This window comes from Shewanella loihica PV-4, assembly GCF_000016065.1.
In the GTDB taxonomy this organism is placed as follows: Bacteria; Pseudomonadota; Gammaproteobacteria; order Enterobacterales; family Shewanellaceae; genus Shewanella; species Shewanella loihica.
On sequence record NC_009092.1, the window covers coordinates 99,341 to 120,693 of the forward strand.

The following is a 21,353-nucleotide window of genomic DNA, read 5'->3' on the forward strand; positions in this document are numbered from 1 at the left end:
TCGCATCTACTCTGTCCGAGCATGCCTCGGATGTGTGAATACTAGATTATTAAGGTTAGTCGCTGTTTTCTAAACACGCTAAACCATTGAACTTTTTTGAGGGCAGGAGGATCCTTTAGGATCACTTAGTGCGTCTTGGTAACGCTTGTAGGTATGGCGCCATTATGGTGGCCTGGGATGTTAAGCGCAAGTAAAAACGCGCCCTAAGGCGCGTTTGAATCTGTCTGTTTGCCGAGCAACAAGGCCTGGCTTACATGTTCGGATAGTTAGGTCCGCCGCCGCCCTCTGGGGTGACCCAGGTGATGTTCTGGCTCGGATCTTTGATGTCACAGGTCTTACAGTGGATGCAGTTCTGACCGTTGATGACAAATTTCTTCTCGCCGGCTTCTTCCACCACCTCATACACACCCGCCGGGCAGTAACGCTGGGCCGGTTCGTCGAACTTGACCAGGTTCACCTCGATAGGGATACGCTCGTCTTTGAGACGCAGGTGACACAGCTGATCTTCTTCGTGGAAGGTGTTCGACAGGTAGACGGAGGAGAGCTTGTCGAAGCTTAACTTACCGTCAGGCTTTGGATAATCTATCTTGCTGTAGGCACTGACCTCGGCCATCTGGGCATAGTCGGCCTTTTCATCCCGCAGGGTGATAGGGAACTTGCCGCCAAACCAGTTCTGGTCGATATAGTTGAAGGCGCCGCCCAGGTATGCTCCGAACTTGTGCATCGCCGGGCCGAAGTTGCGTGAGCAGTAGAGTTCATCCTGTAGCCAGCTCTGTTCGAACTTCTCCTGGTAGCAGTCGAGATCTTTGCCGCCTTCTACGCCGGCATGCAGGGCGTGGCAGATGGTTTCGGCCGCGATCATGCCGCTCTTCATCGCCGTGTGGGTGCCCTTGATCTTGGCGAAGTTCAGGGTACCTGCGTCACAACCTATGATCAGGCCGCCAGGGAAGCTCATCTTAGGCAGCGAGTTGAGACCACCCTTGGTGATGGCGCGGGCGCCATAGCAGAGGCGTTCACCGCCCTGTAGGTACTGGCTGATCACTGGATGTGTCTTGTAGCGCTGGAACTCATCGAATGGGCTCAGATGTGGGTTCTGATAGTTGAGATCTATGATGAGACCCACGGCGATCTGGTTGTCTTCCATATGATAGAGGAAGCCGCCACCTGAGGCGCCGTCTGTCAGTGGCCAGCCACCCGTGTGAACGACTTTACCCTGCTGGTGTTGCTCGGCGGGGACCTTCCAGATCTCCTTGAAGCCCAGGCCGTAGTGTTGCGGCGTCTTGCCGTTGTCCAGGTGGAACTTCTCGATCAGCTGCTTGCCCAGGTGGCCACGGCAGCCTTCGCTAAATACAGTGTACTTGGCGTGCAGTTCCATGCCCGGTTCATAGCTGTCTTTGGGCTCACCATCGGCGCCGACGCCCATATCGCCTATGATGATCCCCTTGACGCTGCCATCCTCGTTAAACAGCAGCTCGCTGGCGGGGAAGCCAGGGAAGATCTCGACGCCCAAGGCCTCGGCACGCTCGGCCAACCAACGGGCCAGGTTGCCGACGCTGATGATATAGTTGCCATCGTTGTGCATCGTCTTAGGGATAAAGGCATTGGGCATGGCGCGTGAGGCCGAGTCTGAGCTAAGCATAAACAGCTCGTCATGGGTCACCGCCGTGTGCAGCGGTGCACCTTGCTCTTTCCAGTCACCAAATAGCTCTTCGAGCACCTTAGGTTCGAACACGGCACCCGAGAGAATGTGCGCGCCCACTTCCGAGCCTTTCTCGACCACACAGACTGTCAGCTCCTGGCCGGCGTCTTGTGAGATTTGCATTAGTCGACATGCGGTAGCCAGGCCAGCTGGGCCTGCGCCAACGATAACGACGTCGAACTCCATCGATTCGCGTTCCATCACTTCACCTCTTTTAGCTTTCCCCCGATTGAAACGGGTGTTTTATTCTTTGTCTCCACCTTACCCTAAAATAGCGAAATGGCACAGAGTTTAAGCAGTCAGGATAGACTAATTGATGGTATTTATCTTCGTGAGCGGTGTCACATTATGTTAACGCCCGATTGATCTTAAACAAAAAACGGGAAGTTTCTGCTATAAAACCCGGTCTATATCGGCCTATAATTGAGAAACGACGGTTCTCCGAGCTTTCTCTCCTACGTCCACAGATAGGGAGATTAAGCCGTGGCAATAGTGCCACCGGGGTGAGGAAAGAAATTGACTCACCTCCCCTTACTTGGAAAGGTGATCATGTCTCAACTACAAGACAATTTTGGTCGAAGATTTCACTATTTACGGATGTCGGTAACCGATGTCTGTAACTTCAAATGCACATACTGCCTCCCAGATGGTTATCGCCCCGACGGTAAGCCTAAGTTTTTAGATCTCAACGAGATCGAGAATCTAGTGGGCGCCTTTGCCGAGGTCGGCACCCAGAAGATCCGCATCACGGGCGGCGAGCCCACATTGCGTAAAGATTTTACCGACATCGTGCGTATCGTCGCGGACAACGACAAGATCAAGACGCTGGCGACCACCACCAATGGCTATCGCCTCGAGAAGCATGCCAAGGAGTGGTTCGATGCCGGTCTGAGACGCATCAACGTCTCGGTAGACAGCCTGGATCCGCGCATGTTTTATCAGATCACCGGCGAGAATAAGTTCGACGAGGTGATGCGTGGCGTCGATGCCGCCCTGGAGGCGGGTTTCGAGCGGGTGAAGATCAATGCCGTGCTGCTCAAGGGCTTAAACGACAAAGACTTACCGCGCTTCCTGCACTGGATCAAGCACACCCCAATTGACCTGCGTTTCATCGAGCTGATGGAAACCGGTCTGGGACGCGAGTACTTCAAAGCCCATCATCTGGCGGGTGCCGACATCAAGTCGCAACTTGTTCAGGATGGCTGGCAGTTGGATCAGTCGGCGGTCGACGATGGCCCGGCGCAAAACTTCAGCCATGACGACTTCAAGGGACGCATAGGGCTGATCATGCCCTACGAGAAGAACTTCTGCGCCAGCTGTAACCGCCTGCGTGTCTCTGCCAAGGGGAAACTGCATCTCTGCCTCTTCACCGAGCACGGTGTGGATCTAAGGGATCTGTTGCAGTCCCATGAGCAGCGCGCTGAGCTGATCGAACGGCTCCATGGTCAGCTGAGGGCGAAGAAGGAAACCCACTTCCTCCACGATGGCATCACAGGCGTAACACAGCATCTGGCGTCTATCGGCGGCTAGAGGGCTTGCGCTAGCGCAAGAAGTTGCGTATGCCGTGTGGGTATACTCTGCCCATATTCCTGTCGGCGCATCTGATATTCGCAAACCAAACCAAGAGTGAAGAGAGACGTTATGGGTCATTGCACGAGAACTCAATTTGAACCGCTCAATATCGCGGTATTAACCCTGTCCGACTCCCGGGAGCTGAGCCAGGACACCTCGGGACAATTTTTACAAGACGCCTTGTTAGAGGCCGGGCACAAGCTGGCGGAGCGCCGCCTGATTAAAGATGACAAGTATCAGATACGTTCGGTATTGTCTCAGTGGATCGCATCGAATGATGTGCAGGTGATTATCACCACAGGCGGCACAGGCTTTACCGAGCGCGACAATACGCCTCAGGCGGTCAGACCGCTATTTGATCGTGAGATTGAAGGCTTTGGTGAGCTGTTCCGTCATATCACCTATACAGAGCTGGGCACCTCGACGGTGCAGTCCCGCGCCCTGGGTGGCTTCGCCAACAAGACCGCCATCTTCTGTCTGCCGGGCTCAACCGGTGCCTGCAAGACGGGCTGGAACAAGATTTTAAGAGAACAACTGGATGCCACTCACAGACCCTGTAACTTTGTGATGCACGTGAAGAAGGTAGCAATTGATGAGTAGTGAATTTACCCATATTAATGCCGATGGCAATGCCCACATGGTGGATGTCACCGAGAAGGCGGTTACCGAGCGCGAGGCCCGCGCCGAGGCCTTTATCGAGATGGCACCAGAGACGCTGGAGATGATCATGAGCGGCAGCCACCACAAGGGGGATGTGTTCGCCACGGCTCGCATCGCCGGAATCCAGGCTGCGAAGAAAACCTCAGATCTGATCCCGCTGTGCCACCCCCTGATGCTGACCAAGGTCGAGGTGGATCTCGAGGCGCAGCCCGCGCATCACAGAGTGCGTATCACCAGTCTATGTAAGCTGTCGGGTAAGACAGGTGTCGAGATGGAGGCGCTTACCGCGGCCTCGGTAGCGGCGCTGACCATCTACGACATGTGCAAGGCGGTGCAGAAAGATATGGTGATCTCTCAGACACGCCTGCTGGAGAAGCGGGGCGGCAAGTCGGGACATTTCAAGGTTTAGTTCAAGGTTTTAGCCAAGGTTTAAGCGACAAGTATTTAGGGTAAAGATTATGATAAATGTGCTGTTTTTCGCCCAGGTGCGCGAACTATTAGGTGAGAGCACCATAGAAGTCGAGGCAAGCGAGCAGACCACCACAGCCGAAGGCCTGCGTGCCTTGCTGGCGGCCAAAGATGACAAGTGGGGCAAAGTATTGGCTTCAGACAAGCTACTGGTGGCGGTCAATCAGACCATCAGCAGCTGGGATACCCAGGTCGAAGACGGCGACGAGGTAGCCTTCTTCCCGCCAGTCACTGGAGGTTAAGATGAGCCAAGCGAGCGACCGGGTATTGGTGCAGACCCAAGACTTTAGCGTTCCGGATGAATATGCCAGAATCGCGGCGGACGACAGCGACGGCGCCGTGGTCACCTTCGTGGGCAAGGTGCGCGACTTTAACGATGGCAGCGCGGTGACCGATCTGACCCTGGAACACTATCCAGGCATGACAGAGGCGGTGCTGAATCAGATCGCCGTCGAGGCAAGAGAGCGCTGGCCGCTGACCCACGTGACCATCATTCACCGGGTCGGCACCATGGCTTTGGGCGAGCAGATCGTCTTTATCGGTGTCACCAGTGCCCATCGCAAGGCGGCGTTCGCGGCCTGTGAGTTCCTGATCGATTTCCTCAAGACCAAGGCGCCATTCTGGAAGTTAGAGGCGGGCGATCAGGGCAAGAACTGGGTCGAGGCTAAAGATGCCGACGAACAGGCCGCCAAGATGTGGGAAAAGCAGTAAGCCGGGACGAGTACCCGGTTGATGAGGGTTGAAATGGATTTACTCAGAGGTTTTGTCTTAGGCTGCCTGCTGCTGTTGGGAGTTACCCCAAGCTGGGCGGCCGAGGTGCCGGCCATCGCCGCCGCCTCCAACATCAAGTTTGCCTTGGATAAGATCGCCGCCGACTTTACCCAGGATACGGGCAAGCGGGTGCGCATCTCCTATGGCTCCTCAGGCAACTTCGTGGCGCAGCTGCGTCATGGCGCGCCGTTCGAACTTTTTCTGTCGGCAGACGACAAATATATCTATCAATTACATAAGCTTGGTGTAACTCAGAGCGACGGTGAGATCTACGCCATTGGGCGTCTGGCGCTGGCGGCGCCTAAGCGTTCGCCTTTGAGCCTAGATACCGAGCTTGTCGGCGTGAAACGCTTGCTTGAGCAGGGTGAATTGAAGCGTTTTGCCATCGCCAACCCAGATCACGCTCCCTATGGCGAGCGTGCCCGGGAGGCGCTGCAACATCTGGGACTCTGGCAACCTCTGCAGCCCTATCTCATCTACGGCGAGAACGTGTCTCAGGCGGCGCAGTTTGCCCTGAGCGGTTCCACCGACGGCGGCATAGTAGCCCTGTCGCTGGCGATGGCGCCTCAGTTTCGCGCCGCCAGCCACTATGTGGCCCTGCCGAGCGAGTGGCATTCGCCCATGAATCAGCGCATGGTGCTCACGCCTAAGGCGGGGGAGACCGCCAAAGCCTTCTATGCCTACCTGTCGCAGGCAAAGGCGAGGGCGGTATTCCTTGAGTTTGGCTTCGGCCTGCCCGCTGACAGCCAGGGTGATGAAGTCGTTGATGCTGCTAACCAGCCGGCCGGAGACCACTGATGGATTGGCAGGCGCTGCTGCTTTCAATCAAGTTAAGCTGTGTCACTGTGCTGGTGTTGATCCCCTTTGCCATCTGGGCCGGTCGCTTCCTGGCGTACCGTCAGTTTAGAGGCAAGTCCTGGCTGGAGGCGCTGATTATGGTGCCTCTGGTGTTGCCGCCGACGGTGATCGGCTACTACCTGCTGGTGGGGCTGGGCAGCCAATCCTGGCTGGGTCAGACGTTAGAAGCCCTGCTGGGGCAGCAGCTGGTGTTCCATTTCTCTGGCCTGGTGGTGGCCTCAGTGCTGGTCAATATTCCCTTTGCCATACAGCCGATTCAGCGCGCCTTCGAGTCTGTGCCCGAAGAGGTACGCGACGCCGGTGCCTGCTGCGGCATGAGCCCGGCCAAGGTGTTGTTTAAGATAGAGCTGCCCCTGGTGTGGCCCGGTGTGCTAACCGCGCTGGTGCTCTGTTTCTCCCATGTACTGGGCGAGTTTGGTGTGGTGTTGATGATGGGCGGTAATATCGCCGGCGAGACCAAGACGATCGCCATCTCCATCTATGACAGCGTGCAGGCGTTCGATTTCGCCGCAGCTGGGCAGATGTCACTGTTGCTCCTGCTGTTTGCCATTACCGCGTTGGCGCTCACCACGAGCCTATCCCGTCGATTAGGAGGCGTGAGTGTCTCAAGACGTCGCTGATCTCAGTTGTAAGATCTTTCAGCAAGAGGGCATCGCCCTGGACGCCGAGTTTGTCTGCAAGGCAGGCGAGGTGCTGGCGGTTGTTGGTCCCTCGGGCGGCGGTAAGTCGACCCTGATGCGGATGATCGCCGGCCTGACCAAGCCTGAGTCGGGCGAGATTCGCTATGGTGACAGCGTCTGGTTCAGCAGCGAGAGCGGCCGTTATCTTACGCCTCAGCAACGCCACCTTGGCTATGTACCGCAGCATTTTGGCCTGTTTCCTAACATGACGGCGCTGGCCAACGTAGTGGCGGCGCTGGATCATATTCCTAAGGCTGAGCGGGTCGCGCGGGCCAAAGACTGGCTCGAGCGGGTAAACCTTCACGGTCTGCCGGACAGGCTGCCGGCCAACCTGTCCGGCGGGCAACGCCAGCGGGTGGCCCTGGCCAGGGCCCTGGCCCGAGAGCCAAGAGTCCTGCTGCTGGATGAGCCTTTCTCCGCCGTCGACAGGGAGACCCGCGAGCGTCTCTATCTCGAACTGGCCCGGCTCAAGGAGCAGCTGGCGATCCCTGTGATCATGGTGACCCACGATCTCAACGAGGCGCTGCTGCTGGCGGATCGCATGATCCTCATCAGTCAGGGCACCTTGCTGCAGCAAGGCAGTCCGCGGGAGGTGTTGAGCCGTCCGCGCAACGAGGCGGTTGCCAAACAGATGGGGCTGAGAAACCTGTTCGACGCCCATGTGGTGGCCCAGGAGGCGGAGCGGCAGATCACCTGGCTCAGGTTTGGCGAGCATCTGATTGCCGGCAACTACTGCGAGCAGCTGGCCATAGGTGCCAAGGTGCGCTGGGTGATCCCCAATCAGGGGGTGAGGTTTAACTCCATTACCAAGGGGCGCCTGTGCCGCAGCTTCAACAAGCTCAGCATCACCATAGAGTCCTGCCTCAGCATGGGGGAGACCATGCGCATCCTCGCCAGTATCAAGGGGGTGAAGCATCACCTTAATGCCGAGGTGCCGCTGCATTTCGCCCAAAAGATGGGCCTGGCGCCCGGCGTGGAAACAGAGGTGGCCCTCAAGTCTGAGCTGATCCATATCCTGGAAAATGACTAAGCTGTTACGTCGCTGAATAGAATATGATCAATCCTTAATACGGCTTCCATCTCCCCGATAATTGCCGTCATCTATCCTTGGGTATTAAGACTCGAGGAGACACATGATGCAGAAGAAACTCACCGGCACCCTAATCCTTTCTTGCGTACTCACCCTACCTGCCTTCGCCGCCTATAACGGCCCCAAGGCGGGCGGGGTGATCCAGCAAGCTAGCGACGCCCACACGGCCAAAGATGACACACCAGTGGAGCTGACAGGCAAGCTGATCAAGAGCCTGGGCGATGAGAAATACCTGTTTCGCGACAGCAGCGGCGAAGTCGAGGTGGAGATAGACAACGCCCTGTGGCGCGACATAGAGGTCTCCAGTGACACAACTGTCACCCTGAGGGGCGAGGTGGACGACGAATGGCGCGGTATCGAGATAGAGATCGACAGCATAGAGTTGGTGGATCAGGCGCATTAGGCCGAGACCAAAGCGCTGGCAGGGGTGAAATGGGCCAAATGAGTTTAAACTAAATTTAATCTTGAAAGCCCCAAGCCCCTCGTCTATCCCATTGGTACTGGGATTTTTTGCGTGTAAGATACCGATATTGAAGAATTTAATGGAGGAGCTATGGCTCGTTGGTTTATCAGTTTAATGCTGTTGTCTGGACTGGCGGGGGTGAATGCGGCCCAGGCCAATCCGGCAGTGCTTGAGTTGCTATCGGATAGCCAAAGCCTGACTCCACAGAAGATGATCCTGCAGGCGGAGAAGAGCTACCCTGGGGTGATATCCGAGTTTCAGATCGATGTGGAAAATGGTCAGTTGATCTATGAGATCAGCATGATCAACACCAAGGACGACACCATCAGCGAATTTGAGTTTTGGGCGAAAGATGGCCGACTCATTCGCCAGAAGGTGGAGGCCCTCGAGGCCGACGATAAGGATGAGCTCAAGGCGGTGCGCCTGCTCAAAGAGATGGAGCAGAGCTTCTCGCAACTGCTTAAGCTCGCCATGGGTGACAGCAACGCCCATATTCTCGAGGCGCAGCTGGATCACGACCTGGGCATCAGCTACTTGGAACTCAAGCTTATCGATGCCAACGGCAAACATAAGATAGCCTTCGATATCGAAAATCAGCGGCCTTTGCCCCTGTTGAAGTGGGATTAACAGATGAAAATATTACTGGTAGAAGATGATGCGACCACCACAGAGTATGTGGTCAAGGGATTTGCCGAACAGGGGCACAATATCGAAACCGCTAGCGACGGCCATCAGGGCCTGCTGCTGGCCACCAGTATGCAGTATGACCTGGTGATACTGGATCGCATGCTGCCGCAGCTCGACGGCCTCAAGCTATTGGCGGCGCTGCGCGCGACCGGCAACCAGACACCGGTACTCATCCTGTCGGCGCTGAGCCATGTGGATGAGCGCGTCAAGGGCCTCAGGGCCGGTGGCGACGACTACATGACCAAGCCTTTTGCCTTCTCCGAACTCTTGGTGCGCGCCGAGAAGCTGATGCAGCGTGGTAACTCCGCGCCGGCGCAGACAGAGCTTAAGGTGGGCGAGTTGGTCATGGAACTGCTGACCCGCAAGGTAACCCTGGCGGGCAGTGAGATCTTGTTGCAACCCAAAGAATTTCAATTGCTCAAGTACTTGATGGAACACCCGAATCAGGTGATCAGCCGCACCCTCTTGTTCGAGGCGGTGTGGGATTACCATTTCGATCCTCGCACCAATGTGATCGACGTGCATATCGCTAAGCTGAGACGTAAGTTTGAAGAGCTGGGCTTTGGCGAGCTGATTGAAACGGTTCGAGGGGCTGGCTATCGCCTCCGTCAAGGGCATTAGACCCTATCAGAGTAGTGCCTGGCGCATTACCATCATCTTCTCTGCCCTGGTGACCCTGATTATCGGCACCCTGTTGTTTGGCATGTATCGTCAATTGATCAACGAGCAGGAGCTGCAGACTAATCAGCACCTGGCGGCAGAAAAACTGCGTTATCAGCAGATGGCGCTCACCCTGGACAGACGCAGCTTTGCCACCCAGATCCGCACTGCCGATCCCAAGACGGCCCTGGTGGTGTGGCGCAGCTCGCTGGATCTGGTGGGGGCCCTGAGCCTGATGCCCGATGACATGCCGCTGCTGCCGGAGACGCGTGACTTTCCCATTCTTACCAGCGGGCCGGACAAGCTGCATATCTTAACCGGTGGCCTGGTGATCACCCGTTATGGTCCCGTACTGATCGCAACCCGTACCGATCAGCTGGCCACCCTGATTGAGCGCTTCGTCAACGCGGCCATCACGGCGCTGATGTTGACTATCGTGTTGACCCTGGCCCTAGGCTACCTGTTTTCCAAGGCGATTCTGCGCCGCCTGGTGCAGTACAACCGCCTGAGTCGCCGCATCGAGCGGGGCGAGTATTCCACCCGTCTGCCGGTGAGCTGGCGCCAGGATGAGTTTGACATGCTGGCGGGCAACTTCAACCAGGTGTTGGATACCCTGGAGGCTAACCTGCACGCGGTGCGCGGCGCCACTGACAATATCGCCCACGATCTCAGAACTCCGCTGTCTCATCTGAGGATAGGCCTGGAGCAGTTACCGCAGAGGCCCGCCGAGGAGCTGGACGAGGCCAGCGCGATTCTGATCGAGGAGCTGGATCACTGCCTGGCGACCTTCGATGCCATGTTATCTCTCACTCGCATCGAGGAGGGGCAGCAGGATCTCGAGCTACAACCCTTGAGCCTTAACGACTTGTGTCAGGACTTGTTTGAGATGGCCGAGGCGATGGCCGAGTCCAATGGCCAGACCCTAAGCCTGTCACTGGACCAAGACTATAGCGTGATGGGGGATAAATACCTGCTGTTCCAGGCGCTGTTTAACCTGGTGGACAACGCCATCAAGTATTCCGGCGAGGGCGCCAAGATAGAGATAATCCAGCAAGGCAATGAAATACTGATCCGCGATAACGGGCCGGGGATCCCGGATGATGCCACCGAGAAGGTGTTCGATCGTCTGGTGCGTTTGGACCCGAGCCGTCACAACAAGGGCACGGGATTGGGGCTTTCGCTGGTCAAGGCTATCCTGCAACGTCATAATGCCCGCATCGAGCTCTCCGACAACCAGCCTGGGCTGCAGGTGAGCATACGTTTTTCATAGGGCCGACATTCCATGTACAAGATCATTGCCGACGAGACCGACTTTCTGGTGATCGACAAGGCGCCGGGCGTTCATTTTCACAGCCAGGACGGTAGCGCCGGCGTGATGGCGCAGCTGGAGAGTGATCTCGATATCAAGCTCTATTCTGTGCATCGCCTGGATACCATGACATCTGGCCTGCTGCTGTTTGCCAAGTCGAGCGAGGCGGCGGCAGCTTTTACCCAGCGCTTTAGCGAACACAAGGTGCAGAAGTACTATCTGGCGCTGGCCAAGGGCAAGCCGAAGAAGAAGCAGGGCAGTATAGTGGGTGACATGGCCAAGTCCCGTCGCAGCATGTACAAGCTGCTGCGCAGCAAGGAGAATCCGGCGATCACCCAGTTTTTCTCTCAGTCGGTGGCCGAGGGGCTGCGCCTCTATCTGCTTAAGCCGCTGAGTGGCAAGACACACCAACTCAGGGTGGCGCTGGCCAGCCTTGGGGTGCCGATTCTCGGTGACCAACTCTATGGTGGCGAGGATGCCGACCGTGGCTACCTGCATGCCTATGCCTTAGGCTTTGAGTGGCAGGGGCAGGCGTATGCCTATCATCAGGCCCCGGAGCAGGGCGAGGCATTTAGCCTGGATGGGGTAAAAAACCAGTTGCAAACATGGAGTAAGCCTGAGAAGTTAGATTGGCCAAAACGAAATTGATTTAATTAAGGAAGCCCGTCTATGGATACCAATAAACTTCTGCTGGTCATCATCGCCATCCTGTTGCCACCGGTTGCCGTCTTCTTGAAGAGCGGTGTCGGCAAGGATCTGCTGATCAACATCATTCTCTGCCTGCTGTTCTTTATCCCAGGCCTGCTGCACGCCCTTTGGGTGGTGACTAAGTCTTAGGTGTGCTAAGTCTTAATGGGGCAAAGTCTTAGTGAGGCTCAGTCTTAGCTTGTTAGAGGCTAAGTCTTAGCTTGTTTGAGACTACATGATAGCGCGGCCTAGGCTGCGCTTTTTTTATGGCTGATTGTCACCCTTATCCTGAACTATGAGTTCAGGTGTCCCGCCTTTTTCTCTGCATCCTTAGCGGCCAGACTAACTTCTCTTAACATGAATGAGGGAGAGAAGATGAATAAGATCTGGAGTCCGCATACCCTGGCGGCCCCTGCGGCCAACTACCATCAATGTGCGCTGGTTTCACAGCCCTCGCGCTGGCTGAATATTGCCGGGCAGCTGGGTATAGACCAGCAGGGCACACTTGCGCCTGATACCGAGGGGCAGATAGTACAGGCATGGGAGAACTTACGCGCCGTGCTACAGGCCAACGACATGGACCTGCAAGACTTGGTATCGGTGCGCCTCTATCTGGTTGACCGTGGCGATCTGCCTGCTTACCAAGCCGCCAAGGCGCGTTTAGGCTTCGATGTGGGCGGACTGCCGACCACCTTGCTCTTCGTTCAGGGGCTGTTCGACCCGCTGTGGCGGGTAGAGATAGAGGCGCAGGCGGCTAAGGTATTCGAGGGGGACTAGGCGGCTTTCGCTGTACACAAGCTGAACTGACTTGCGTTAAAATTGTACTGTTAACTTTTTGATAACCCAATGGGGCGGCGTTTTAGGCTATAATCGCCGCCATGAACAGAAAGAAGAAAATCAATCAAACACTTAAGGCCAAGGCGAAGAAGGCGAACGCTAAACTTCATCGCTCAGGTAAGCCTAAGTATATCGCCAAAGCCGAACGCGAACGACTCGCCGAGGCGGCAGAAGCACCCGCTGAATTCGTCTCTTAGATTAGAGACCTTCCTCAATTTATTTTCATTCGTCCCCTTGGGGCTTTTCGCCGACCTCTTTCCCTCGTTAGCCTTTGGACGGGCTACACTTTGGAGATATGTCCGGCGTGGGCGACCCAAGACCGGGTAATGATTGGGCGGCTGAACAGCCCACCCAATGACAAGGCAAGATAGGCAGGTATGGCTATCGCCTAATAAGGAGAACCATGAATACTGTTTATACCGTTGGAGAGCTGGAGTCATTTCTAGTGGCGATCTTAGTGCTCTTTATTGGCCATTCGGTTAATCGTCACGTGGCATCGTTTCGTAAATATAATATTCCCGAACCCATAGTGGGTGGTCTGCTGGTGGCGGCGGTGATCACCATATTGCACTCTTACAATATCTCGCTTGAGTTTTCTCTGTCGATGCAAAACACCCTGATGCTGATGTTCTTCAGCAGCGTGGGGTTGGCGGCCAGCTACAAGCTATTGATGAAGGGGGGCAGCAAGGTATTCCTCTTCCTGGCGATCGCCTCGCTCTACATCATCATTCAGAATGCCGTCGGCGTCAGCATGGCGACCGCACTGGGGCTGGAGCCATTGATGGGACTGATCGCCGGGTCGATCACCCTGTCAGGCGGGCACGGCACGGGAGCGGCCTGGGCACAGACCTTCTCGGATCAATACGGCATCAACACCCTGGAGCTGGCGATGGCGGCGGCGACCTTCGGCCTGGTGATGGGCGGCATCATAGGCGGCCCGGTAGCTCAGCGTCTGATCAATAAGAATGGCCTGCTATCCTCTTACGGTGTCGGGGGGAATCACCACAAGGACCATCCTGACTTGGTGACCTACGACCAGCTGGAAGAAGACAGGGTAACGGCCAAGAGTATCCTGGAGGTGCTCTTCATTCTTCTACTGTGTGTCGCCGGTGCCAAGTGGTTTGGCTCTTTGATCGCCTACCTGGATATCGGCTGGTTGAAGATGCCTGACTTTGTCTATGCGCTCTTCTTCGGTGTGGTGATCACTAACATCACAGAGGTATCCCGTGGCTTTAAGATCAACCGTGAGTGTGTCGACGTCCTGGGTACCGTCTCGCTGGCGCTCTTCCTTGCCATGGCACTGATGAACCTCAAGCTGTGGGAGATCTTCGACCTGGCAGTGCCGCTGCTGATCATACTCCTGGTGCAGACGGCCGTGCTGGCGGTATTTGCCTACTGGGTCACCTTCAAGCTGATGGGTGCCAATTATGACGCCGCTGTCATGGCAGGTGGTCACTGTGGTTTCGGCCTGGGCGCCACACCGACGGCCGTGATGAACATGGGCGCCCTGGTGTCGCGCACGGGTCCATCGCCGCAGGCCTTCATGGTGGTGCCTATCGTCGGTGCCTTCTTCATCGACATAGTCAATGCCATCATATTGCAGGGCTATCTCAGCTTTATCGGTTAGCGCCATTATCTGAGCATCAAGCATTAAAAAAGCACCCTAGGGTGCTTTTTTGTTATTGGTTTTTCGCCTGTGGATGATCCCGGCGGTAGAGATCCCAGTGCTCTATCTGTTCACCACTTGGCAGGGTGCAGATGCCGCTGTCGAGGTCGAGCGCGCCATCCAGGGATTCGCAATAGACGGCCGCCGGGTTGGCCATGGATAGCGGTTTGGACTCTGCGGCGTCTTGCTCCTTGTCTACCTGCGTCTGACAAGCGGCTAAGCCAAGGGGGAAAAGCAGCGCCGCTATGGTGTGGGATATCTTCATGTCATTTTCCTATTCTCTGATTAGCGATTAACCCCTTATAACGTTGGCGCGTCGAAAAAGGGTTAAGCGCGAAGATCAATGTAGGGCCGGAATGAAGTAGAGGCTGTTGGCGTACACCTTCTGCGAGCCGAGCCAGATATTGCGAAACAAGAGGTTATCGGCCAAGGCGACCAGGGCGCCCTTGCCGTGGCGCTCCACGACAATGGCTGGGGTCTGACTCAGGCTGCGCTGATACTCCTCGGCTAGGAAACCATCCAGCAGGGGCTCGTCGGCATAGCTGGCGGCCGTGATGAAGGGGGCCTGGCTCTTACTCAGACCAAATACCTTGTTCTTCAGCACGGGTAGGCGATTAGTGCCTAGGCCGAAGGTGATCGGGTGGCTGGTGTCGAGATCCAGCGCCAATACGGCGCCGCCGATCGCCTGGCGGGCATCCAGCTTAGCCTTATCGCCAAAAGAGAGACCATCGGTGGCAAACAGCTGGCTGAAGTAGCGCTTCTCTCTGATGTCGCTCTTGAGCAGGTTGCCCTTGGAGAGCCACTGCAGCGCGCCTTTCTGCGCGACGATCACTCCGCCTTCAATGGCGAACTGCCCAAGCTTGCGGGCATATTTCTCATCCAGGTTGGCATAGCTGCCATCCATCAAGAACAGATGGGTGTAAGCTGCCAGCTCTATGCTCGGTAGGCGGCTGATATCGACCTGGGTCAGGGGCGCGCCGATAAGATTGTCCATGAAATACCAGAGCTCACCCACCTCGGCCGATGAGGTGCCATAGCCGGTGACAACCAAGGCCTTGATGGGGGCTATGTCATGAAAATCCGGGCTGCCAAGATCTATCCCTGAGCTGGCGAGTCCACTATCGACTCCCTGTAGCTGCACCCGATACTGCTCGGCGAGCGAAGTAAGCCTGTCGATCAGTTCCCTCGGCGTCATGGCGGCTTGGGCAACTGGGATCTGCAGGGTGCCGGCCTCCATGTTCAGAGACTGGCCATCGACCTTAAGGCTAAAGGGTTTGGCAGCAAACTTGACCCGAACACCCTCGCTAAGCAGGGTCTGCAACATGGGCGCGGCGTTCTGCTGTCGCCAATCGATTAATACCGCGACGTTATTGCTGCTCAGGGTGTCGGGCACTCTGGCGTGCGGCTCGGTGAGCAGGTCGTCGACATTCAGGTTAACGTTACGGGCCATCTGCAGGTTATAGGAGAAGGCGAGGTTCCAGCTGGAGACGTCGTAGAAAGTAGCGTCTTCAAATTCGGTGCGCAGATCGAACATCGCCAGCAGCAGTGTCTTCTGCGGCTGATTGATGGGGACAAACAGGCTGTCGTCCTGGCTGTATTGGTGTCTGCCCTGTTGCATCTTGTCCTTGAGATAGAAGAAGGCTATTCCATGACGGCTCAGTAGCTGGGCGAGATCGTCACGTCTGCCCGGATCCCCCGGCGCGCCAAGCAGGAAGCCGGCCTCACGGCCCGAAGGTGGGTGTTTGTCTTTGCGCTGATAGAAGCGGCTCTGATACTGCTTCAGCTCATCTGCCAGTGCCAGGGCCCCCTTGAGACTGGAGAAGGAGGTCGCGATCTGGTTGTTTATGGCCTGACTAAAACGCAGCAGGCCGTTTTCAGAATCCTGCTGCTGGCCGCGCACGCTGGCCTGTTCGAACAATATGCCCACGGCGCCGTTGATGTCTGGATAGGTCGAGCCCTTGCCGTAGTAGAAGTCATCAAACATCTGCTTGGTGAAATAGCGCTGCTTGCTCTCATCCAGCGCCTTGGCGTGGAAACTGGCGAGCTTTGAGGTTATCACCTGATTCTCTTTGGGAGTCAGCGGATGGGTACGTGTCGGCACGCCCGGCTGGAAGAAGAAGGTCTGGTTATGGCCCATCTCGTGGAAGTCGCCCAGATAGTGCGGCTGCCACTTATGGAACAGGGCGATGCGCCCCTGAGACTCTGGATGGCGCAGGAACAGCCAGTCGCGGTTCAAGTCGGCAAAATAGTGGTTACGCCTGCCGGCCGGCCAGTTCTGTCTGTGCTCGTTGTGATTCTCATCGCTCACCTTCACCTTGCCTGTGTAGTTGTTGGTCCAGGTGGAGAAGCGATCCAGGCCGTCGGGGTTTTGCGATGGGGTGATCAGTACCACGGCCTTGTCCAGTAGCTCCTGCACCCAGGGCTCCTGGTTCTGGCTGAGGCGATAGCTGACCTCAAGCGCCGCATGGGCGCCGCTGGCCTCGTCGCCATGAATCGAATAGGCCAGCCAGATGATAAGTGGGCTTTCGGGTGCCTTACCCGCCTTGACCTGTTGACGTCCCTGGACTATCTCTGCCAGCCTGGCCTGATTGGCGGCGGAGGTGATCACCGCCGTGAGCTGCTGCCTGGTCTCGTGGCTCTGTCCGGTGGATTCCAGGCTGACTCTGGGGCTGTTTTGGGCCAACTGCTTGAGGTAGTAGTTGATCTGGTCGTGGCGCAGATGCCACTGGCCGAGGGGATAACCGAGAAACTCGCTAGGCGACGCTAGGCTGCTGTCACTCTGGGTAGCGGACGCGACTGAGATCACGCTTTGGGCATTTGTCGCAAAGCTTAGGAGCAGGGGGACGATAGAAAGCAGCAAAAGGCAGAGTCGCAGCATGGTAATGCTCTTTATTATTGTATATAAAGGCTAAATTAACAGTTAGGCCAATGAGTTTCCAGCATCAGGCCTGACTTTAGACCATACTGCCAAGGCAAAAATCTCGCGACTATTAGACAAAGGGGCTACAAAGCTGATGATAGTCGGAGTATTATAGGCTTAATTCTTACTAAATCACTCGGGTTTATCCTGACGGAGCATGTCTTAATGATCACCATTTCCGATGCAGCTCAGGCGCATTTTGTTAAGCTACTCGCTGACCAGCCTGAAGGAACTCATATTCGCGTTTTTGTTATCAGCCCAGGTACCCCTTCGGCTGAGTGTGGCGTGTCTTACTGTCCGCCGGATGCCGTAGAGGCAGACGACATCGAACTCGAATTTAATGGTTTCCATGCCATGGTAGATGAGAAGAGTGCTCCTTTCCTCGAAGATGCTTCTATTGATTTCGTCACCGACCAGCTGGGTTCTCAACTGACCCTGAAGGCGCCCAATGCCAAGATGCGTAAGGTCGATGCCGACGCGCCGCTGAAAGAGCGTATCGAGTATGTGATCCAGTCTGAGATCAACCCACAACTGGCTAGCCATGGCGGTAACATCATGCTGGTGGATATCGACGAAGCCGGTATTGCTATCCTGCAATTCGGTGGTGGCTGTAACGGTTGTTCTATGGTCGATGTGACCCTGAAAGATGGCATCGAGAAGCAGCTACTGGATATGTTCCCTGGCGAGCTCACCGGGGTGCGCGATGTCACCGAACATCAACACGGTGAGCATTCTTACCAATAATCTTGATGATTAGATACAGCGGGATGACTTAGGTCATCCCGTTTTCGTTAGGGTCTTACTCAATCGATAGCGGTAGTCCAGTGCCAGGCTGAGGCTGCGGGTCACCATAAACAGGCTCATGGCGGCCCACAGGGCATGGTTACCATAATCCTGCAACAGTAGCCATGTGGGGAAGAAGACCCCGAAGGTGGCGAGTATCATGGTGTTGCGCATCGCCTTGCCTTGGGCGGCGCCGATATAGACGCCGTCGAACAGGTAGGAGCCGAAGGCGAGTAGCGGCAGGGCGACCACCCAGCCCAAGTAGGCCAGGGCCTCCTGGCGCACCTCAGAGATATTGGTCAGCAGCTTGATGATCTGCTCGCCCCAAAGGGCAAAAAACAGGGTAAACAACAGGGCAAAGATGGCCGACCAGAGCCCGGCCAGAGTGACGCTCTGGGTCATGCGCTGGTGGCTCTTTTCGCCCACGGCTCGGCCCACCTCGGCCTCACCATAATAGGCGATGCCATCCAAGGCGTAAGAGATGAGCAGCAAAAGGTTGAGCAGCACGGCGTTGGCGGCCACCGTATTGTCGCCCAGGTTAGCTCCCTGAAAGGTCATGAAGGCGAAGGCGAGTTGCAGGCAGAGGCTGCGGATAAAGATATCCAGATTGAGGCGCACCAGGCGCTGATAGCTATTGAGCGACAGGCTGCGAAGTAGAGGCAGGAACTCGAAACCTCCCTCTCGCTTGATGGTGCGAACCACCATGCTGGCGGCAACGGCAAAGCCCGTCATGTCCGCCAGTACAGAGGCCAGAGCGGCTCCTTCGACGCCCCAGCCAAGTCCGATTACGAATAGCAGATCCAAAAGTATGTTAGTGAGGTTGGCGGCGATGAGCTGCCACATGGCGGCCTTAGGCTGCTGGCGCCCCAGCAGCCAACCCAGCAGGGCCAGGTTGACCAGGGCGAAGGGGGTCGACCAGATGCGGATGTTAAAATAGGCCTGGCTGTAATACTGCACCTGCTCGCTGGCGTCGGAGAGTGCCATCGCCGCGGTGATTATGGGTTGCTGCAGGAGTAGCACCAGCAGGGAAAGCAGCAGCGCCAGGCTGGCCGACTGCATCAATAAACGGTATTGGGTGTGAAGCTCCTTGGCGCCGAAGGCCTGTGCCACAAGCCCCGTAGTCGACATGCGCAGGAAGCCCAGAATCCATAAAATCAGGGTGATCACCGTTGACCCGACGGCGACTCCCCCTAAATAATAGGCGTTACTCAGATGTCCCACGACGGCAGTATCGACCAGCCCCAGCAGGGGAACCGTAATGTTAGACAGGATCATAGGCACGGCGAGCGCGAACAACTGGCTGTTTTTCTGTTTATTTAACAATAAGTTTAGTGGCGACATAGACTCTCAGAGGTTACTCAATATGTTTAGAAGCGTGATTGCGGCGCTATTGGCCTGTCTCAGTTATTCGGCTCATGCTGTGGTGATTCTACAATATCATCATGTATCCGAGGATACCCCTAAGGTGACCAGTGTGATACCTGCTCAGTTCAGAGAGCAGATGAGCTACCTGAGGGAGAATGGCTTCAAGGTCAAGCCCTTGACTCACGTGGTCGAGGCGATAAAGCAGGGACGAGAGCTGGCGGACAAGACGGTGGCAATCACCTTCGACGATGGCTATCAGAACATTGCCGATACCGCTCATCCTATCTTGAAGGAGTTCGGCTATCCCTACACCATCTTTATCTCCATCGACCCTATAGAGCGCAAGCATAAGAATGTGATGAGTTGGGCGACCCTGAAACGCCTGAGTGATGAGGGGGTAACCCTGGCCAACCATAGCTGGGGCCATGAGCATCTTATTCGCCGTCTACACGGTGAAGACGAACAGACCTGGTTGACCCGAATTACAGAAAATCTGCTCGCCACCGAGGCCGAGATAGAGGCGAAAACCGGTCAGAGCGTGAAGATGTTAGCCTATCCCTATGGCGAATATAACACGGCCATAGAGACGCTGGTGCAGAAACTGGGCTTCGTGGGCTTCGGCCAGCAGTCTGGCGCTGCAGGCGGTTATTCTTCGCTTACCGCCTTGCCGCGCTTCCCGGTGGCGGGTGCCTATGCGGATCTCACCTCGCTCAAGGCCAAGCTCTATAGCCTGAATATGCCTGTGTTAGCGCTCACCCCGCGCAATACCCAACTGCCCCTGGGGCAGTGGCGGCCCGAGATGCAGGTGACCTTAGATATGGCAGATATCGTCGCCAGCCAAGTGATGTGCTTCGTTCAGGGGCAAGGCGCCATGAAGCCTAGCTGGGAGAGTGAAGATACCTTCAGTATACAGGCGGTGACAGACCTGCCGCCGGGGCGTTCGCGCTACAACTGCACAGCCCCAAGCAAGGCGAGCGGACGCTATTATTGGTTCTCCCAGGCCTGGGTGCGGCCAAAAAACGACGGCACCTGGGTGAAGGAGTAGCCCAGGTAGATGAGTCGACCTAGGTTATTGACTAGAGTCGCTAAATGAGTCGCAAGCCCTAGGAGATCTCCGCCGTCTTGCTGGTATTGAGTAGCTGCATCAGCCGGGCGGGGATCTTATCCAGATGCAGTATCTCTCTGTGAGCGTTGAGCTCGGCGGCGGCGCCCGGCATGCCCCACACCACAGAGCTGGCCTCATCCTGTATTATGGTGTGACTGCCGGCAGCCTTGAGGCGTTCCAGCCCCAGGGCTCCATCTTTTCCCATTCCCGTCAGCAGTATGCCTATGGTGTTGGCACCAAAGCAGTCGGCGATACTGTTGAATAACACATCCACAGCAGGTTTATGTCTATTGACCGGATCTGAGTCCAGTAGCTTGGTATAGAGCCTGGCGCCGTGTTTCTCCACCGTGAGATGAGCATCCCCAGGGGCCAGATAGGCGGTGCCTGACGCTATGAGCTCGCCGCCCTTGGCTTCGATCACCTTCATCGCCGAATGGCTGTCCAGTCGCTTGGCGAAGGAGAGGCTAAAGGCGGCGGGAATATGTTGGGTGATCACTATGGGCGGCGTATTTGCCGGCAGCGGGGTGATCACCCGCTGGATCGCCTCGGTTCCGCCGGTCGAGGCACCGATGGCGATCAACTTGTCCCCCGTAAGGGAGAACTTATTATTGGAAGCGACCTGAACAACCGGCCGGGTGAGCGGCTTAACATGACTGACGGCGGCGGTGCGCACCTTGTCGATCAGCTCATCGGTATAATCCAGCAATGTATTGGTGAGATCCGACTTGGGCTTAGAGATGAAGTCCACCGCGCCTAGGGCCAACGCCTCCAGGGTGATCTCGGCGCCCTTGTGGGTCAGGGTCGAGACCATGACGACCGGCATGGGTCTGAGCTTCATCAGATTGCGCAGGAAGGCGATGCCGTCCATCTTGGGCATCTCGATATCCAATGTCAGTACATCTGGGTTGAACTGCTTGATCAGGCTCCTGGCCTCATAGGGGTCTTCGGCGGTGGCGACCACCTTGATATCCGGCGCCTGTGAGAGCATATGGGTAAGCAGCTGCCTGACCAGAGGTGAGTCATCTATGATCAATACTTTTATCATATGGCGCCATCCTTTTGCGTCATCTGGC

24 protein-coding genes and 1 riboswitch are annotated in these 21,353 nt (G+C 56.3%); of the genes, 19 read left to right on the forward strand and 5 right to left on the reverse strand.

All coding sequences use genetic code 11. The annotated features are described in order from the left end of the window. Window positions 1-250 precede the first annotated feature (250 nt). Window positions 251-1,900 (reverse strand): electron transfer flavoprotein-ubiquinone oxidoreductase, encoded by a 1,650-nt coding sequence (locus SHEW_RS00435; RefSeq protein ID WP_011863895.1) that lies wholly within the window; start codon window positions 1,898-1,900, stop codon window positions 251-253. A 226-nt stretch (window positions 1,901-2,126) separates the two neighbouring features. Then, window positions 2,127-2,261: riboswitch (molybdenum cofactor riboswitch) on the forward strand. Here SHEW_RS00435 and moaA point away from each other — a divergent pair. The 17 genes from moaA to gltS all read left to right on the forward strand — a co-directional run bounded on the left by moaA (window position 2,249) and on the right by gltS (window position 14,068). After that, window positions 2,249-3,229, forward strand: coding sequence for a GTP 3',8-cyclase MoaA (moaA, locus tag SHEW_RS00440; RefSeq protein WP_041406244.1), 981 nt, complete (start codon window positions 2,249-2,251; stop codon window positions 3,227-3,229). It overlaps the preceding riboswitch by 13 nt. A gap of 111 nt (window positions 3,230-3,340) precedes the next feature. Beyond that, window positions 3,341-3,871 carry a molybdenum cofactor biosynthesis protein B gene (moaB, locus tag SHEW_RS00445; protein ID WP_011863897.1) on the forward strand — a complete coding sequence of 177 codons (531 nt, stop codon included), beginning with the start codon at window positions 3,341-3,343 and terminating at the stop codon, window positions 3,869-3,871. Then, window positions 3,864-4,340, forward strand: coding sequence for a cyclic pyranopterin monophosphate synthase MoaC (gene moaC, locus SHEW_RS00450; protein WP_011863898.1), 477 nt, complete (start codon window positions 3,864-3,866; stop codon window positions 4,338-4,340). The genes moaB and moaC overlap by 8 nt, the downstream gene beginning before the upstream one ends. Window positions 4,341-4,389: 49 nt before the next feature. Continuing rightward, entirely contained in the window at window positions 4,390-4,641 is a 252-nt protein-coding gene (gene moaD, locus SHEW_RS00455; protein ID WP_011863899.1) for a molybdopterin synthase sulfur carrier subunit, read from the forward strand. A gap of 1 nt (window position 4,642) precedes the next feature. Continuing rightward, on the forward strand, window positions 4,643-5,110 hold the full coding sequence (gene moaE, locus SHEW_RS00460) for a molybdopterin synthase catalytic subunit MoaE (RefSeq protein ID WP_011863900.1): 468 nt from the start codon (window positions 4,643-4,645) through the stop codon (window positions 5,108-5,110). A gap of 33 nt (window positions 5,111-5,143) precedes the next feature. After that, window positions 5,144-5,968, forward strand: a complete 825-nt coding sequence (gene modA / locus SHEW_RS00465) for a molybdate ABC transporter substrate-binding protein (RefSeq protein WP_011863901.1) — start codon at window positions 5,144-5,146, stop codon at window positions 5,966-5,968. Beyond that, on the forward strand, window positions 5,968-6,648 hold the full coding sequence (modB, locus tag SHEW_RS00470) for a molybdate ABC transporter permease subunit (RefSeq protein ID WP_011863902.1): 681 nt from the start codon (window positions 5,968-5,970) through the stop codon (window positions 6,646-6,648). Before modA ends, modB begins: the two co-directional genes overlap by 1 nt. Further along, window positions 6,629-7,738: an ABC transporter ATP-binding protein gene (locus SHEW_RS00475; RefSeq protein WP_011863903.1), complete on the forward strand. Its 1,110-nt coding sequence runs from the start codon at window positions 6,629-6,631 to the stop codon at window positions 7,736-7,738. The genes modB and SHEW_RS00475 overlap by 20 nt, the downstream gene beginning before the upstream one ends. A gap of 103 nt (window positions 7,739-7,841) precedes the next feature. Then, a complete protein-coding gene (locus SHEW_RS00480; protein ID WP_011863904.1) occupies window positions 7,842-8,201 on the forward strand; it encodes a NirD/YgiW/YdeI family stress tolerance protein in 360 nt (119 codons plus the stop codon). A 150-nt stretch (window positions 8,202-8,351) separates the two neighbouring features. Continuing rightward, window positions 8,352-8,888, forward strand: a complete 537-nt coding sequence (locus SHEW_RS00485; protein WP_011863905.1) for a PepSY domain-containing protein — start codon at window positions 8,352-8,354, stop codon at window positions 8,886-8,888. Window positions 8,889-8,891: 3 nt separating this feature from the next. Next, on the forward strand, window positions 8,892-9,569 hold the full coding sequence (locus SHEW_RS00490) for a response regulator transcription factor (RefSeq protein ID WP_011863906.1): 678 nt from the start codon (window positions 8,892-8,894) through the stop codon (window positions 9,567-9,569). A 49-nt stretch (window positions 9,570-9,618) separates the two neighbouring features. Then, window positions 9,619-10,878 carry a sensor histidine kinase gene (locus SHEW_RS00495; protein ID WP_011863907.1) on the forward strand — a complete coding sequence of 420 codons (1,260 nt, stop codon included), beginning with the start codon at window positions 9,619-9,621 and terminating at the stop codon, window positions 10,876-10,878. Between the two features lie 12 nt (window positions 10,879-10,890). Beyond that, entirely contained in the window at window positions 10,891-11,565 is a 675-nt protein-coding gene (locus SHEW_RS00500) for a TIGR01621 family pseudouridine synthase (protein WP_011863908.1), read from the forward strand. A gap of 21 nt (window positions 11,566-11,586) precedes the next feature. Further along, entirely contained in the window at window positions 11,587-11,754 is a 168-nt protein-coding gene (locus SHEW_RS20205) for a YqaE/Pmp3 family membrane protein (protein WP_011863909.1), read from the forward strand. A gap of 225 nt (window positions 11,755-11,979) precedes the next feature. Further along, entirely contained in the window at window positions 11,980-12,381 is a 402-nt protein-coding gene (locus SHEW_RS00510; RefSeq protein WP_011863910.1) for a RidA family protein, read from the forward strand. A 101-nt stretch (window positions 12,382-12,482) separates the two neighbouring features. Continuing rightward, window positions 12,483-12,638, forward strand: a complete 156-nt coding sequence (locus tag SHEW_RS20210) for a DUF2986 domain-containing protein (RefSeq protein WP_011863911.1) — start codon at window positions 12,483-12,485, stop codon at window positions 12,636-12,638. 206 nt (window positions 12,639-12,844) lie between these two features. After that, window positions 12,845-14,068 carry a sodium/glutamate symporter gene (gene gltS, locus SHEW_RS00515; protein ID WP_011863912.1) on the forward strand — a complete coding sequence of 408 codons (1,224 nt, stop codon included), beginning with the start codon at window positions 12,845-12,847 and terminating at the stop codon, window positions 14,066-14,068. Between the two features lie 52 nt (window positions 14,069-14,120). Here the strand turns inward: gltS and SHEW_RS00520 are convergent, their stop codons facing one another. Next, on the reverse strand, window positions 14,121-14,372 hold the full coding sequence (locus SHEW_RS00520) for a putative hemolysin (RefSeq protein ID WP_011863913.1): 252 nt from the start codon (window positions 14,370-14,372) through the stop codon (window positions 14,121-14,123). Window positions 14,373-14,447: 75 nt separating this feature from the next. Next, the gene (locus tag SHEW_RS00525; RefSeq protein ID WP_011863914.1) at window positions 14,448-16,985 is read right to left on the reverse strand and encodes a M14 family zinc carboxypeptidase; all 2,538 of its coding nucleotides are present in this window, start codon (window positions 16,983-16,985) and stop codon (window positions 14,448-14,450) included. Between the two features lie 207 nt (window positions 16,986-17,192). Here SHEW_RS00525 and nfuA point away from each other — a divergent pair, with 207 nt between their 5' ends. Beyond that, window positions 17,193-17,771, forward strand: coding sequence for a Fe-S biogenesis protein NfuA (gene nfuA / locus SHEW_RS00530; RefSeq protein ID WP_011863915.1), 579 nt, complete (start codon window positions 17,193-17,195; stop codon window positions 17,769-17,771). Window positions 17,772-17,804: 33 nt separating this feature from the next. Here the strand turns inward: nfuA and SHEW_RS00535 are convergent, their stop codons facing one another. Continuing rightward, window positions 17,805-19,151, reverse strand: a complete 1,347-nt coding sequence (locus SHEW_RS00535) for an MATE family efflux transporter (RefSeq protein ID WP_011863916.1) — start codon at window positions 19,149-19,151, stop codon at window positions 17,805-17,807. Between the two features lie 22 nt (window positions 19,152-19,173). Here SHEW_RS00535 and SHEW_RS00540 point away from each other — a divergent pair, with 22 nt between their 5' ends. Continuing rightward, the gene (locus SHEW_RS00540) at window positions 19,174-20,220 is read left to right on the forward strand and encodes a polysaccharide deacetylase family protein (protein WP_011863917.1); all 1,047 of its coding nucleotides are present in this window, start codon (window positions 19,174-19,176) and stop codon (window positions 20,218-20,220) included. Window positions 20,221-20,278: 58 nt separating this feature from the next. On the opposite strand, the gene SHEW_RS00545 is transcribed toward SHEW_RS00540, so the two are convergent. Continuing rightward, the gene (locus tag SHEW_RS00545) at window positions 20,279-21,325 is read right to left on the reverse strand and encodes a protein-glutamate methylesterase/protein-glutamine glutaminase (protein ID WP_011863918.1); all 1,047 of its coding nucleotides are present in this window, start codon (window positions 21,323-21,325) and stop codon (window positions 20,279-20,281) included. Between the last annotated feature and the right edge of the window lie 28 nt (window positions 21,326-21,353).